Origin of the sequence: Natrialba magadii ATCC 43099 (assembly GCF_000025625.1) — an archaeon.
Classification (GTDB): domain Archaea; phylum Halobacteriota; class Halobacteria; order Halobacteriales; family Natrialbaceae; genus Natrialba; species Natrialba magadii.
The window spans coordinates 199,459-214,047 of sequence record NC_013922.1; the positions used below are offsets into that span (position 1 = coordinate 199,459).

General features: G+C 62.3%; 13 protein-coding genes. 7 read left to right on the plus strand and 6 right to left on the minus strand.

Annotated elements, in window-relative coordinates:
• Positions 1-12: 12 nt before the first annotated feature.
• From NMAG_RS00875 to NMAG_RS00895, 5 genes are all read left to right on the plus strand, one after another.
• Complete coding sequence (locus NMAG_RS00875) at positions 13-663, plus strand: ribonuclease H family protein (RefSeq protein ID WP_004213608.1); 651 nt, start codon at positions 13-15, stop codon at positions 661-663.
• Positions 664-769: 106 nt separating this feature from the next.
• Entirely contained in the window at positions 770-1,231 is a 462-nt protein-coding gene (locus NMAG_RS00880) for a DUF2240 family protein (protein WP_004213610.1), read from the plus strand.
• A gap of 99 nt (positions 1,232-1,330) precedes the next feature.
• On the plus strand, positions 1,331-1,759 hold the full coding sequence (locus NMAG_RS00885; RefSeq protein WP_004213612.1) for a hypothetical protein: 429 nt from the start codon (positions 1,331-1,333) through the stop codon (positions 1,757-1,759).
• A gap of 231 nt (positions 1,760-1,990) precedes the next feature.
• Positions 1,991-3,865, plus strand: a complete 1,875-nt coding sequence (locus tag NMAG_RS00890) for a cation:proton antiporter (RefSeq protein WP_004213614.1) — start codon at positions 1,991-1,993, stop codon at positions 3,863-3,865.
• Positions 3,858-5,576, plus strand: a complete 1,719-nt coding sequence (locus NMAG_RS00895; RefSeq protein WP_004213616.1) for a cation:proton antiporter — start codon at positions 3,858-3,860, stop codon at positions 5,574-5,576. The genes NMAG_RS00890 and NMAG_RS00895 overlap by 8 nt, the downstream gene beginning before the upstream one ends.
• Positions 5,577-5,677: 101 nt before the next feature.
• On the opposite strand, the gene NMAG_RS00900 is transcribed toward NMAG_RS00895, so the two are convergent.
• The 5 genes from NMAG_RS00900 to NMAG_RS00920 form a co-directional block, all read right to left on the minus strand.
• Positions 5,678-7,366, minus strand: a complete 1,689-nt coding sequence (locus NMAG_RS00900) for a cation:proton antiporter (RefSeq protein ID WP_004213618.1) — start codon at positions 7,364-7,366, stop codon at positions 5,678-5,680.
• Complete coding sequence (locus tag NMAG_RS00905; protein ID WP_004213620.1) at positions 7,353-9,086, minus strand: cation:proton antiporter; 1,734 nt, start codon at positions 9,084-9,086, stop codon at positions 7,353-7,355. Before NMAG_RS00905 ends, NMAG_RS00900 begins: the two co-directional genes overlap by 14 nt.
• A gap of 137 nt (positions 9,087-9,223) precedes the next feature.
• The gene (locus tag NMAG_RS00910; protein WP_004213622.1) at positions 9,224-10,882 is read right to left on the minus strand and encodes a cation:proton antiporter; all 1,659 of its coding nucleotides are present in this window, start codon (positions 10,880-10,882) and stop codon (positions 9,224-9,226) included.
• The gene (locus NMAG_RS00915; RefSeq protein WP_004213624.1) at positions 10,875-12,671 is read right to left on the minus strand and encodes a cation:proton antiporter; all 1,797 of its coding nucleotides are present in this window, start codon (positions 12,669-12,671) and stop codon (positions 10,875-10,877) included. Before NMAG_RS00915 ends, NMAG_RS00910 begins: the two co-directional genes overlap by 8 nt.
• 329 nt (positions 12,672-13,000) lie before the next feature.
• Positions 13,001-13,369: a methylglyoxal synthase gene (locus tag NMAG_RS00920; protein ID WP_004213625.1), complete on the minus strand. Its 369-nt coding sequence runs from the start codon at positions 13,367-13,369 to the stop codon at positions 13,001-13,003.
• 81 nt (positions 13,370-13,450) lie between these two features.
• On the opposite strand from NMAG_RS00920, the gene NMAG_RS22585 reads away from it, so the two are divergent.
• Positions 13,451-13,579, plus strand: coding sequence for a hypothetical protein (locus NMAG_RS22585; protein WP_257719840.1), 129 nt, complete (start codon positions 13,451-13,453; stop codon positions 13,577-13,579).
• Complete coding sequence (locus tag NMAG_RS00925) at positions 13,533-14,015, plus strand: VOC family protein (RefSeq protein WP_004213627.1); 483 nt, start codon at positions 13,533-13,535, stop codon at positions 14,013-14,015. The genes NMAG_RS22585 and NMAG_RS00925 overlap by 47 nt, the downstream gene beginning before the upstream one ends.
• 91 nt (positions 14,016-14,106) lie before the next feature.
• On the opposite strand, the gene NMAG_RS00930 is transcribed toward NMAG_RS00925, so the two are convergent.
• A complete protein-coding gene (locus NMAG_RS00930) occupies positions 14,107-14,475 on the minus strand; it encodes a hypothetical protein (RefSeq protein WP_004213629.1) in 369 nt (122 codons plus the stop codon).
• Positions 14,476-14,589: the final 114 nt, after the last annotated feature.

Consider the following 14,589-nt stretch of genomic DNA (forward strand, 5'->3'; position numbering starts at 1 on the left):
CGTACCACGAGTATGGCCGCTCACGGCCGGTCCGCACTGCGGGACCTGTTCGACGAGTCGCCGACGCCTCACATCGCCCACCCCCCGCGGACCCATCACCGAGACTTCTACGTCGCTACCGATGGGTCTTTCCGCCAGTCGGGTGGCGGGCTCGGCGCCGTCATCGAAACGCGCGACGGCACCCGTGTCGCCAGAGTTGCGACCGCGGATACGCCGCCGGACAACAACGTCGCCGAGTACCGAGCACTTCACCTCGGACTTGACGTACTCGCCGCACGCGCGCCGCGAGACGCATCTGTCGGTGTCCTCATCGACCACGACGCGCTGGCGAGCAACGTCAACAACACCATTCTGGCGACGCGCCACCCGGATGGAGAACCCCCACAGCCGGTCTCGATTCCGGCTGCAACGCGCTATCACTGGCGTGGCATCCAGGCACGACTCACCGGCTTCGGCGAGGTTCGTGCCGCCCGGATCGATAGCGACCAGAACCCGGCGCATCCGCTCGCGAACGCGCCCGGACGGTACCAGCACGTCAACAGCGAACCTGACCGCTGTGTCCTCCCGGAGCCGCCACAGTCGGAGCCGTCCCCGACCCAGTTCCCGCCACCGTCCCGTGCAAGCAGAAACAGCGGTGGCGGCGGCAGTCAGGCCTCTGACTGACGACACCGCTGTTACTATCGACTCGCGTGCAAGCCGAACGCATCCGTTCAGACCGCGCACAACCGAACCGCCATCGTTATTTCGACGCTCCAGAGAGTCGTCTCCGATGAGCCTTCGCGTCGCCGTCGCCGCCCCGTTCGTCCAGAACGGCACGAACCGACTCGAGGAGAACGAGTTCGTCGTCGCGCTCTCGCTCGACCGTGACTGGTTCTCGCCTGACCAGTCGAAGCGCCTGATCGACGTGGCGACGCAGGACGGCCTCCTCGAACCCGATGGCAACGAACTCGTCGCCGGGTTCGACCCCACCGAGGTGACGATTCCGGAAGCGTTCGTTCCGGACGAAGATATTCTCACGGAGCGCTCTGCGTTCGAACGCGTCCTCGACGCGCTCGTCGCCGAAGGCATGGCCAAACACGAGGCCGTCGGGGCGATCAACACACTCCAGGGCGAACTCGGCGTCACGATCGAGACGGCAGCAGTGATCTACGCCCGCCGCGAGGGACTCGACGTCGACGACCTGGTTCCGGTTGCACGTTCGGCGCTCGTCCCTGACGCAGACGGAGTGTGAGCTACTCAACAGACAGAAGTCAAGTTGAAAGCCAAACTCAAAGCCAGAAGCCAAAGAGCGTTAACCCCCACACCCAGAACAGCAACCAGAGACTCACTCATGGTCGAGGACCGGATCACCGACGGCACCCGAATCGCACAACTGCTCTCCTCCGAACTCGACGGCCGAGAAGACGGCGGACTCGAGTCCCTCGCCGTCACGAACGCGGACAAGGATGCCGAGCCGACGGCGGATGGAACGCGTGCGTACGATGTGACGATGACTAGAGCTGTGGATACTGCTGCAGACGAGAGCAGTGATGACACCACACAACTCGCCCAGGTGTTCGTCCAGCCGGATCGCGCCCGACTCGAGTTCACCGCTGGACAGGACGGTGCGGCTGAGGCGGCCGCCGATGCCGACCTTCGCGTTCGACCGAAGGCGACGCAGCCGCCGCGAACGCTGGTGTTCGTCGAGAGCGGTGCGGAGGTCAAGCAAGCGACGGATGTCGTGCAGGCAGTTCTCAGCGCTGTCCAGACGACAGACTAGCTGGACAGTGTGCCGGTGATGGCTGCGGTTCGCCGATCGTGAGCTGGACGGCGGGGATCAACTGGACGAACGAGGTTGTATTGGGGGAATTCCCGCCTAGAGCAACCGCTAGTGTCAGTTGCTCGAACCCAACGGGTGCGGATCACTGCTGGTGTTTCCCACCCGAAATCGCCAACCAGGGTATCGCCTTTCGACATTATTACTTTCCTACGCTCGTATCGTTCGAACAGAATGGCTACTGAGGTTGCGCTGACCGTCGATCTCGCTATTATTCTCTTCAGTGCGACACTCGCCGGATTCGTCGCCAAACAGACGGGCCAACCGACGATCATCGCCTACATTCTCGCTGGGGTCGTGATCGGACCCGCGGCACTCGGGATCGTCGAGGTCAGCGAACTGACTGAATTGCTCTCCGAGCTCGGACTGGCGTTCTTGCTGTTCTTGCTCGGGATCAAGATGCGACTCGAGGAGATCCGTCACGTCCTCTCGCCGATCGTCAAGATTTCGATCCCGCAGATGATCGCGGTCTTTCTCGTGGGCGCAGGGCTCGCGTTCGCGCTCAACTTTGGTCCCATCGAGTCGGTGTTGATCGGTCTGGCGGTGATGTACAGTTCGACCGCGGTCGTCATCAAGATGCTCACGGACAAGGACGAGGCGACCTCGCTCCACGGAAAGCTCGATGTCGGTGTCTTGCTCGTGCAGGACGTCGTTGTCGTCATTATCCTGGCCGTCCTCGCGGCTGGACAGCCGGACAGCCTCGCCGAGGTTGCGACGACGCTCGCCGTCGTGCTCGTCCTCGTTGCGCTCGTGACGATTGCGGCGCTCGTCTCCTCGCGAACGGTCTTACCGGTCGTCTTCCGACGGATTGCAGACAACGAGGAAATCTTCTTCCTCGTCGCCATCGCGTGGGCGTTCCTGTTCGTGTTCGTCTCCGATAACATCAACCTGTTTCTCGAGCCCCTGTTCGGGATCACGGCGTACCTTTCGATCGAGATGGGTGCGTTCATGGCCGGCGTGGCCATTGCACAGCTTCCGTACAGCAAGGAGTTACAGGACCGGGTCAACCCGCTGACGGACCTGTTCGTCATGGTGTTCTTCGTCTCGGTCGCGATCGACCTCGAGGCGGCACAGCTCTTTGAGTACGCCCCGGAGGCCATCATCGCTGCTCTGGTGTTGATGCCCGTGAAGTTCCTCATCTTCTTCTCACTACTCGACTGGCAGGGCTTTGGCTCCGAGACGACGTTCCTCGGCAGCATCAACATGATCCAGGTCAGCGAGTTCGGGATCATCGTCACCGCTGTCGCTGTCGAGGGTGGCTTCATCGAGCCCGAAATCCTCGGCTTCATGACGCTGCTTGCGATCTTCACGATGGCCGTCTCCGTATACCTCATCGAGTTCAGCCACCAGCTATTCGAGCGCTTCGAGCCGACGATCACGCGGTTTACGAGCGAGGGCGACTTCGAAGGCGGCAAACAGGAGTATCGTGATCACGCGGTCGTCATCGGCTACGACAAGGTGACCCGAAACGCCCTCCCGTTGATTGCGGCCCACTACGACGACGTCGTCGTCATCGATCGAACGGTCGAACACATCAAGACGCTCGAGGCGAAAGGATACGACGCCGTCTACGGCGACTTCCGCAACGCGACGATTCGGAAGGATGTCGCCGTCTCGAAGGCCGACTTCGTCCTCTCGTCGTCGGTCGACCCGGCGGTAAACTCGGTGTTACTCGAGTCGGTCGACGAGAAGGCGACGGTTCTTGTCGAAGCAGAGCGCCTCGAAGACGCGCGTCTGCTCTACGAAAGCGGTGTTCACTGTGTGCTCATGACTCCATATCTCGCGGCCGACAAACTTGGAGAGTATCTGGAGACGTACCTCGAAGAGGGTAGCGACGACGAACTCGAGGCGGCACTCGAGTCGGATTTCGAGCTGTTAGAGAGTGCTGAGCCGTTCCCGGGGGTTGGTGGTGTTGGAACTGGAACCGGAACTGGAACTGGAACTGGAACTGGAACTGGTTCTGGTTCTGGTTCTGGTTCTGGTTCTGGTACTGGTCCTGGAACTGACGATTGCAATGACAGTGGCAGCGGAGGTGGTCTCGATGAGTGATCTGCTCACCGCCGTCTCGATCATGTTCATCGTCGCCGGCCCGTTCTTGCTCGTGGCCAATCGGTACAACCTGCCGACGGTGCCATTTTTCCTCCTCGCAGGCATCGCCGCCGGCTTCGGGCTGGATGCGTTCGGTATCCCTGACGAGCTCACTCTCGAAATCGCCCAGTACGGTATCGCGTTGCTCGTCTTTTCCTTCGGTGTCGGTATCGATATCTCCGCCGTTCGCTCGGTAATCTGGGACAGTGAACTCGCCGCGCTTGCCCAGATCCTCGTCGTCGGTTCAGTCGGGTACGCACTGAGCGTTGCACTCGGTGTTGCACCCAGTGAGGCGATCTACGTCGGCATTGCGGCGGCGCTCTCGTCGACGATCGTCGGACGTGGGCTGGTACAAACGGGCATCCAGTCGCGCCTCGTCCGCGGTCGGCTTTCGAACTCGATCCAGTTCGTTCAGGATCTGTTCGCGATCCTGCTCGTGCTCGTCCTCGGAACCGGACTCGGCACAGGAACGGCCGAGGCCGGTCCGGTCGTGATGGCCGTCGGATACGGGTTCGCGCTGATCGCGGCCGCCTTCCTCGTCAATCGGTATCTGTTCGACGCCATCGGCCGACTCGCTGGCGACTCGGACGAACTCATGATTCTCGGCGTGGTCTCGCTGCTCGCGGCGTTCGTCGGCGCAGCCCAGTCTGCCAACATCTCGATTATCGTCGGTGCGTTCGCCGCCGGCCTCGCGGTCCGACACGATCCAATCGAGTATCTCGGCCTGTTCAACGGACTCGAGTCGGTTCGGGATTTCTTCGTCGCGATTTTCTTCGTGACGGTCGGTGCCCTCATTACGTTCCCGTTCGTCGAAGCCGGCTGGGACGAATCCGTCGGCAAACTCCTCATCGCGGGTGGGCTCGTCGTGTTGACGGCGGTCGTGAAGCCGGCAATCACGACGGCAGTCTTGCTCTTCAGAGGCTACGAGCGACGAACGGCGACGCTTACCGCCCTCAGCATCGATCAGGTCAGTGAGTTCGCGCTGATCATCGCAATCCAGGCGCTGTTGCTGGAGCAAATCTCTGAGACGCTGTTCGACGCGATTATCCTCGCCGCTGCGGTGACGATGGTCACCTCGAGTCTGAGCCAGCGCTACGACGAACAGATCTACCGTGCGCTCGTAAAGCGGGGACTCCTTCCGAGTGCACACGGCAAAATCGACGCGTGGAGCAACGTCCCAGATGAGCTCTCCGATCACGTCATCATCGTTGGCTACGGTCGCCAGGGCAAGCGGCTGGCCCAGACCTGTGACGACCTCGACCAGCCATATGTCGTCGTGGAGAACGATCCGGCCCGCCGGGAGACGGTCGCGGCGGAGTCTGACGCCGTGGTCGTCGGCGATGCGATGGAAGACTACACCTGGGAGAAAGCGAACGTCGACGATGCCCGAATCATCCTCTCGACGGTCGCGTCAGCGCCAGTCTCCAGACGATTGCTTTCCTACAATTTCGACGCCGACATCGTGTTGCGAGCAAGTGACCAGTCGGAGGCACGGGCCCTGCTTGAGGCGGGTGCCCTCTACGTCAGCGTCTCGGAACTGCTCGCTGGCCAGCAACTCGCCGAACACGTCGAGGCGCTCCTCGAGGGCGACCTGACCGCCGCGGACCTTCGCGAGGAACGGCAGGCGGATCTGGCGTTGCGTGCAGACGTGATTCAGCACCACCTCCAGTAGCGGTAACGGGACTGTATCGATAGCGACATTCCTTCTATCAAAACCACAGCAAGGTTCAGATGTCGGACCTGCCGTCGGATTCGGATTCTGTCTTCGTCTGCTCAGATGCGCTCGTTGCGACTCGCGAATCCGTAGCGCTCGAGTGTCTCGAACATCTCGAGGTGCTGTTGTCTGATTGCATCGGCGTCAATGTCGTCTGCTTCGACGGCGTCGACAATTTCGTCCAGTTGGTCGCCGGCGAGGACGTTGGGGACGCTCACGTAGGTCGCGCCGTCGTCGAGCAATTCACGCGCTTCAGCGGAGGTGCCAGCGCGGAGGATCACGTCGGCGTCGGTGTCGATATCGAGGACTGCCTCGGAGACGAGGCTGTGATCGATAGTCGAGACCACGAGCGAGGCGTCTTCGACGGCGGCCTTCTCCCAGGGATAGACAGACAGCGCGTCGCCGAAGACGTAGTTGCGACACTCCGTTTGCATATCGTCCCAGAGGACGGGATCGTTCTCGATGACGACATAGTCGATGTCGCGTCGTTCGCAGGTTTCGACGAGTCGGCGTCCCTGTCGGCCGTAGCCGACGATGACGATGTGGTTGGTTAGCCCCTCGGAGACGTCGCTTCGGTCGTCGATCTTTCTGGTCTGGCGGCCCGCGACGACCCGTTCGACGATCGACCGATAGACCGGCTCCTCGTACCGTCTGACGACCGACGTAAGGATCATCGTCGCCGCCGCAGCGAGGATGATTCCCTCGAACAGCGTCTCAGAGATGGCCCCGAGTAACAGCGCCTCGATCACGATGACGAGCGAGAGTTCACTCACCTGATTGAGACTCGAACTCGAGAGGAACGCGGTTCGGACGTCGTACCCCTCGAAGACGAACGCGAGCGTCATCACGAGCGGATTGACGAAGAGGACGAGCGCGGTGAGCGTGGCCCCGATGACGAACACGTCGAAGCTCGGAATCGTGACGAGCGAGCCGAGCGTGACGAAGAAGATGGCGACGAAGAAGTCACGGATGGAGGCAATACCGTTGCGGACACCGAGCGAGGAGACGTCGTCGCTGCGGATCGCGATGCCGGCGGCGAACGCGCCAACGACGGCCGAGAGACCGGCGAGTTCGGCACCGGCGAGGAAGGCGATGAGGATGGAGATACTCCCCATCATGACGAGTTCGTCGGAGTCACCGGCAAGGCGAACGAGCCACGGGAAGCCGTGACGATAGACGAGCATCGAGGCGAGCAACAGGAGGACGGCGAAGCCGATCTGCGAGGTGACGAGCGTCGTCGTGTACTGGTCTGCAGAGAGGATAACGATCAGTCCGATCGCGAGCAGGTCGTCGAAGAAGTGCACCGACGAGGCGAGTCGGCCGTGGACGAGGTTGTTCCGAATTTCCTGTTCGAGCACCTCGGAGCCGACCATCGTCGAACTGAGCGTCGCCGCAATCGCGAAGTAGACGGCGTTCTCGGTGCCGAATCCGAACAGCGTGGCGACGACGAACGCGATCGGCCCCACGACGATCAGCTGCGTACCAGCAGCCGTTTCTGCGTCCCGAAGCACCCCCTGCACCGAGCTGAAATCGAACCGGTACCCGAACGTGAACACGAGGAACGCGATTCCCCACTGTGCGAGATCGAGTAACTGGTCCTGGGCGACGAGTTCGCCGGCCCCGATGACGAACCCCGCGAGCAGGTAGAACGGTACCGGCGACAGCGACAGCTGATTCGCAATCAACAAGAACAAGCCGGCCGCGATGAACACGATCGCAAGCGAGGTGATCAGATCAGTCATCGTCATCACCTCCCTGCTGGCGAGACGGGTCCGACGGTGCAGACTGTGCCCCGTCTCCGCGTTCGATACGGACGATGTCGTCCGCGATCGACCGCTCGAACGCCTCCCGGTCAGTGACGTACTGTTCGATGTACTCGCTCAGCCGTTCTGCAGTCAGGTACGTACTCATGATGACGTATGCTGCACCCCGGTCGTAGAGTTCGCGCGCGTCGTCGATTCGCTCCGCCTCGACGAAGACCGTCGCGTCGTCCGGTGCCTCCTCGAGTAGCGCCTTGTTCACTTCGGGTTGCACAGTCGAACTCAAGACGAAGGCAGCGTCCTTGAGGTTCGCCTCCTTGCGGATCTCGCCGTGGCGGAAGTCGCCGTAGATGTAGTCGTACTGGCCCTCCGCTTCCAGCGCTTCGATGTGATCCGTCTGCCGGTCGATGATGACGACATCGCCGTACTCGTCTTCGAGTCTCGGCAGCACGCGCTCAGTGATTTCGTCGTAGCCGATCGCGATGACGTGATCCGAGTGGGACTCGAGTTCGACGTCGTCCTTGTCTTCGGATTCGAACCGTTCGAACCAGGGCTGAACGCGGTCGTAGATGGTGTGGTTGTAGCTGATGATGTACGTCGAGAGGCTCATCGTCAGCAGTGCCATCAGGCTGAGGTAGCCGAGCACGTCGGTTTCGATGAACTCCTGTTGTACTGCGAGCGCACCGACGACCAGCGAGAACTCGCTGACCTGGACCATGTTGATCGAGCCGAGGAACGACGTTTCGACGCTGAATCCCTCGCGGTCGATCAGGTAGAACATGATCCAGAAGTTGCCGACCATCAGGATTGCGGAGGCAATGATCGCTTCGAGCCAGTAGGCGGTCAGGTCGTCCGCCGCGAGCTGCAGGCCGATACTCGCGAAGAAGACGAGGATGAAGAAGTCCGTGATCGGCGTGATCCGGTCCTCGAGTTCCTTGCTGTACGGCAACTGAGCGATACTGATCCCGGCGAGGAACGCGCCGACCTCGAGCGAGAGATCGAACTGCTCGGAGATCGCAATGAAGAAGAACGCCCACGCGATGGCGACGATGAGGAAGACGTCCTTGTTGTCCGCAATGCGTCGGAACAGCCGCGGAAGCAAATAACGCGAGGAGGCGATGGAGAAGATCCCGATGAAGGTCATCATGACGGCGATAACACCGAGTGTGGTTGCGATTTCGCTCGCGCTACCGAGTTCGTCAGCGCCGAGCAGTGCGAGCACGACGACGAGGTAGATGTCCTGGACGATGAGCACCCCGACGTCAATCTTCCCCGGGAGCGAGGTGATCTCGTCCTTGTCGGTGAGGATCTTGACGATGATCGGCGTCGCGCCGAAGACGGTCGCCAGTGCGATGATGACGATTTCGGTCGGATCGAAGCCGAGCGCCCAGGCGACGCCGAGTGCGAGCGCCGTCTGGAGGATCGTTTGCCAGACGGCAATGTTGACGATCGGGCGTAAGATTTCCCGAATGTCGTCGAATCGCATCTTCATCCCGAGCAAGAACAGCAGGAAGCCAAGCCCGAGTTCGGCCATGAGTTCGACGAGTCCCTCCTCGGTGACGATGTCGAACATCACGGGGCCGAGAATGAGCCCGGTTAGAATGTACGCGATGATCGTCGGTTGCCCAAACTGCCGGGCGATGACGCCGATCGTTGTCGCCGTCACTACAATAATTGCAAAGTCGGCAGCGAGGGCGATTTCACTCATCAAAAATCCAGCTCGGATACTCTTTCGTGTATCCGACCTTTATGCGTTTTCGTCCGTTGTCACTGGCCCTTCCGCCATTCTTGGCAAATATTGCAGTCGGACGTGTCCTCCCACTCCGACAGCGTCCCACGTGTCCCCTACCCCGACCCTCTCTCAGCCCGATCTCGACCGCGTCCCCGCTCTACCAATTCCTCGCGCGAAATCTCCCCCTCGAGAACCGCCACAAGGTCGTCACCGACCCGTTCGGCCGCGAGCACGTCCGGATAGATGACGCCGCTCGCCCCACGCTCGCTACACTCAGCCGCCTGTTCAGTCGTGTCGACACGGACGATGCGCGGCACGTCCGTCTCGAGTCCGGCCACCGCTTCGGCCCGTGCCCGCCGCGGTGTGAGCGCAACGACGAGCGCAGCCTCCTCGAGCCGAGCCTGTTTCCAGACCTGTTCGTTCAACACGTCGCCGTAGACGTAGTTCTCGCAGGCCGCCTGGATCTCGTCGTACAGCGCCGGATTGTCCTCGATGATGAGCAGTGGTCGCTCTCGCTCGCGGGCCGTACTCGAGTCCACCAGTTCGCGCCCGCCGTGTTCGAAGTCGACGACGATGATGTGATCCGAGAGGTCGTCGGCGACCGACGTTCGGGTCCCGACCGATTCGCCGAGCGCGCTGATGACGCCGCGCTCGCGGAGCCAGCGGTTGATCGACTCGGCGTGTCGACCGGTGTACGTTGCCAGCAGCATCGAGAGCGTGGCTGCGAGGACGATCGCCTCGAAGACGGGGGCGGCGATCTGCTCCGCTGCCAGCGCCTCGATCGCGATGAAGAGGCTGAAGATGCTCACCTGGTCGAGCGTGAGGCCGGTCAGCACGGCCGTGCGGCCGTCGAAGCCGGCCCGAAGAAGCAACGCGGCCGCAAGCAGCGGGTTAAGAACGACGATGGCGACCAGGAGGACGAGCGTGTAGCCGATCGACTCGAGTCCCGGCAGTGTCAGCAACGCGCCGAGCGTGACGAAGAAGATCGGCGAGAAGAAGTCCTCGAGATCGTCGACGGTGTCGACGAGTTCGAGTGAGTGTGGGTAGTCGTCGGCGACGGCGATACCGGCGGCGAACGCGCCGACGACGATCGAGAGGTTCGCCGCCTCGGCGAGGGCGATGAAGCCGACGACGAAGGCGATGCCGACGAGCATCATCACTTCTGAGTCGCCCCGAAGGCGGGCCGTCAGCCGGTGGAAGACGGCGTACCGGATGATGAGTGCGAGCGCGAGAATGCCGCCAGCGACGGCGAACTGTTCGATGGCGGGCGTTGCCGCGTAGACGAACGCGCTCAGCGAGAGGACGATGAGCACGCCAAGTACGTCCTCCGTGAAGTGGATCGACTCGGCGAGTCTGGCGTACGTCGGCCGGGTGTCGGCCGCGCTGTCGAGATAGCTGGTCGCGACGAGCGACGAACTCAGTGCGGCGGCGACGCCGAGGTAGACGGCGTTGATCGCGTCGAGGCCGAACACGAGTCCCGCGCCGACAGCCAGACCGCCGACGACCGCGACCTGGAGGATACTGACGGCGACGCTGATTCGACCCGTCGAACGGACGGCCTCGAGATCGACGTGGATCCCGAACAGGAACACGAGGAAGGCGACGCCCCACTGAGCGAGGTCGAGCAACTGCGTCTCATCGATGACGACGCCGACGAGGATGCCGGCGAGCAGGTAGAACGGAATCACCGGCAACGATCGCTGTGCGGCGACGACCAGGAGCACTGCCGCGATACCGAAGATGAGCGTCAGCGCGAACAGGACGTCATACATCGGTCTCACCCCCGTTTTCGTCGTTTCGCCGATCCCGGTCGTCGTCGCGGTGGCGGGTTCGATCCCGGCCGCCGTCGCGACTGGCAGCAGTCGGCTCGACCGACTCGTTCGCCCGTAGGGTTTCGCTTCGCGCTCGCTCCGACAGTTCTGCCAGCCGCTGGTCGAACGCTTCGCGGTCGTCGAACGTTGCGAGCAACTCGGCGAGTTCAGTGCCGACGAGCCCAGCGGTCTCGACGACGTAGTCCGCACCGTCGTCGCGAAGCCGTTGTGCTGACTCCTCGGTGGTCGCTCGCACGATCGAGATCGTCTCGGGCGTCTCCTCGACCAGCCGCCGGTTGACGTCGTCCCGCGTAGCGACGCTTACGAGCACGTCCGCCTCGGCGACGTTCGCCTCCTGTCTGATCTCGCCGTGTCTGGCGTTCCCGAAGATGAACTCGTGGTCGCCTTCGGCAAGTTCCTCGACGTACTCCGCGCCGTCCTCGACGACGACCACGTCTTCGACGGTATCCTCGAGTAGCGTCGCGAGTTCTGCGGTGAATCGGTTGTAGCCGACGATGACGGCGTGGTCCTCGTACTCCACGGGAGCAGCTTCGATGGTGTCCTCACGCTCGAACCGCGAAAGGTACGGCTCGACTCGCGCGAAGATCTCTCGGTTGTAGCGAACGTAATACGTCGAAATCGGCATCGTCACCAGCGCCATCAGGCTGAGAAAGCCGAGGATCCCCTCCTCGACGAATCCCTCGTTGACCGCGAGCGCCCCGAGGACGACGGAGAACTCGCTCACCTGCAACATCGAGATGGTGCCGAGGAACGACGTTTCCATGTCGAAGCGCTGGCTGTAGAACAGCCCGAAGACGATGGCGAAGTTGATCACGAGCAGCGCCGCACACGCGAGCAGTGCCTCCTGCCAGTAGGCGAGCAACTGGCCGCGCTCCATCTGTAACGCGATGCTCGCGAAGAAGACGGCGATGAAGAAGTTCGTCGCCGGTCGCATCCGCTCTTTGAGTTCCGTGCTGTAGGGAAGCTGTGCCAGCGAGAGGCCCGCGATGAACGCGCCCAGTTCGACTGACAACTCGAGTGCCTCCGCGGCGAAGATGAAGACGAACGCCCAGGCGATGCCGACGGTGAACAGCGTGCTCTTGTTTGCGGCACTCGCCCGCAGTAATGACGGAAGGACGTACTTGCTGGCGGCATAGGCGACGAGGCCGATGAGGGCCATCAGGATGAGCACCCGGCCGATGCTCGTAGCGATTTCGGCGGTATCGTCGACGGTGCCGACGGCGAGAATCGCGAGCGCCAGCACGAGGTAGATGTCCTGGAAGATGAGGATGCCGACGTCTGCCTTGCCGTACAGCGTCTTGAGGTCGCCCTTGTCGCCGAGCACCTTGACGATGATCGGCGTCGCGCCGAACGTCGTGGCGAGTGCGAGCATCAGCGATTGAAAGAGTGTGAACTCGAGGGCGAGTGCGACTGCGGTCGAGGCGATTGCCTGCAACACCGCCTGGCCGACAGCGATTACGCCGACGGGGCGCATGATCTCCTTGATGTCGTCGAATCGCATCTCGATCCCAAGCAAGAACAGCAGGAAGCCAAGCCCGAGTTCGGAGAGGATCTCGATCAGCTGGTCCTCCCCGACGATGCCGAGCCCGATCGGTCCGACGACGACACCGGTCAGGATGTACGCGACGATCGTGGGCTGGCCGGTCAGCCTGGCGACGTAGCTGAGAACGGCGGCGGCGACGATGAGCAACGCGAAGTCCGTTGCGAGTGCGATTCCTCCGAGCGACATGATCGGTATCGAGAGCTGGTGTCAGTGTGTGGCCGGTGGCTGGTGGCCGGTAGTCGGTGGCCGGTAGCCAGGACCTCGTGCAACCGACCGAGGCAATTCCACCCGACTCGAGTCGACCCAACTCGATCTGACCACTTCGTCCCGGTCTGAACGCACCGACACCGGTACCTGCACACACCTGGTCACTGTCCATACCACACGACCGGAACGGCCGAATTGACGGTCCAGGATACCTCGTCCCACCAGAAAAGGGTTCGCGCTGCACACCAGCTGTAGGCCGTGATTTACTCCGCCAGTCTGCCTGTCAGCCGTCCAATTGAATGTTAGTGTTACTCGAGTAACCCCTCGACTAGCAACTCCGCCGACGCGAGGTTGGTCGCGAGGGCAACGTCGTGGACGTCACAGATGCGCAGCAGTGCCGAGATGTCGGGTTCGTGGGGCTGGGCGCGAAGCGGGTCGCGCAGGAAGACGATGCCGTCGAGTTCGTCCGCGGCGACTTCGGCACCGATCATCAGGTCGCCGCCGTAGGGGCCGGACTCCTTGCGTTCGACCTCGAGGTCAGTCTCCTCCTGCAGCCGCTTGCCCGTCGTGCCGGTCGCGACGAGGTCGCAGTCGGTGAGCGTCGACTCGTGACGCGTCGCGAACTCGATCAGTGCGGGTTTCTTTTCGTCGTGCGCGATTAGTGCAATGCGGCCCATACGGCGTGGTCGACGGCCCAACGGGTAAGTCGTCGACTCGCATGTGAGCGGTCCGGGCAGGTGTGACTGGCTCGGCGTGATGTGGGAGAGCCGCGTGCGTCGAACGCGGGGACGGCAACGATGGAGGCGAACGTTTTTCCGCACGGGCTGTCCGGCTTTCGCTATGCCAGCGCCATCACCACCATCATCCTCGCCATCGACGCCAGCTGATGCGCCGTCCTCCCAGCCCGAAGCCCACCACGTCGGCATCACCGTCGACGACCTCGACACCGTCCTCCCGTTCTACCGCGATGTTCTCGGTCTCTCGGTCGTCGACGAGTTCAGTGTCGCCGGCGACGAACTCGCCACCGCCATCGACGTCGCGGACGCGAGCGGCACGTTCGTCCACCTCGAAGGCCAAGATGGGAACGGCTCCCGCATCGAACTCGTCTCGTTCGAACCCGCCGCTCGAGACGCACCGGCAGCAGGGCTCAACCAGCCCGGCGCGACCCACATCGGCCTTCAGGTCGGCGATCTCGACTCGTTCTACGCAAATCTGGACGACGAGGTCACGACACTGAGCGAGCCCCGAACGACCGACAGCGGAACGACGATTCTCTTCTTGCGCGATCCGGAGGGGAATCTCGTCGAAGTACTCGAGTCCTGAGCAACAATGACCGTGGCCGGTAGCCGAGTCTCGATCACCAAACACAGAGACAGCCACTGGGACCCAGGAGAGAGCCTAAGCAGACAGCGCGTTACTCACGTTCGAACGTCGACCGGACCTGTTCGACGTCGGTCTCACAGGAGGGACAGGTTTCCTTCTCCTCGGCGATGTAGACCGACTTGCACGTCGAACACTGGAACAGATTGCCGCTCGCGCCGGTTCTCGAGTTGGCGGCCGACTCTGCTTCCGGCGACGGCGTCTCGGCGGCGTCGGTGCCGCCGAACAATGACCTGAGTCCGAGGCTGGCCCCGCTGTCAGTGTCGGACTGCGTCGTCCCGCCTGCACGCGCCGAGAGTTGCGTGCTGGTACTGGGGCTCGTTCTGCGCCGAAGTGTCGACTGTACGTGGTCACGAACGCGGCCGAACTGCAACAGTGGCTTCATCTTCCGACGAATGTCCATACACGGTGTATGTAGCATCACGCGGAAGTAGATGCTGTCTAAAATATTTGGTGGCCACCTATGTTGGGTGTTCACCCCTTTCACAGAGATTCGCTGTCGGTCGTCGTGCGCGCT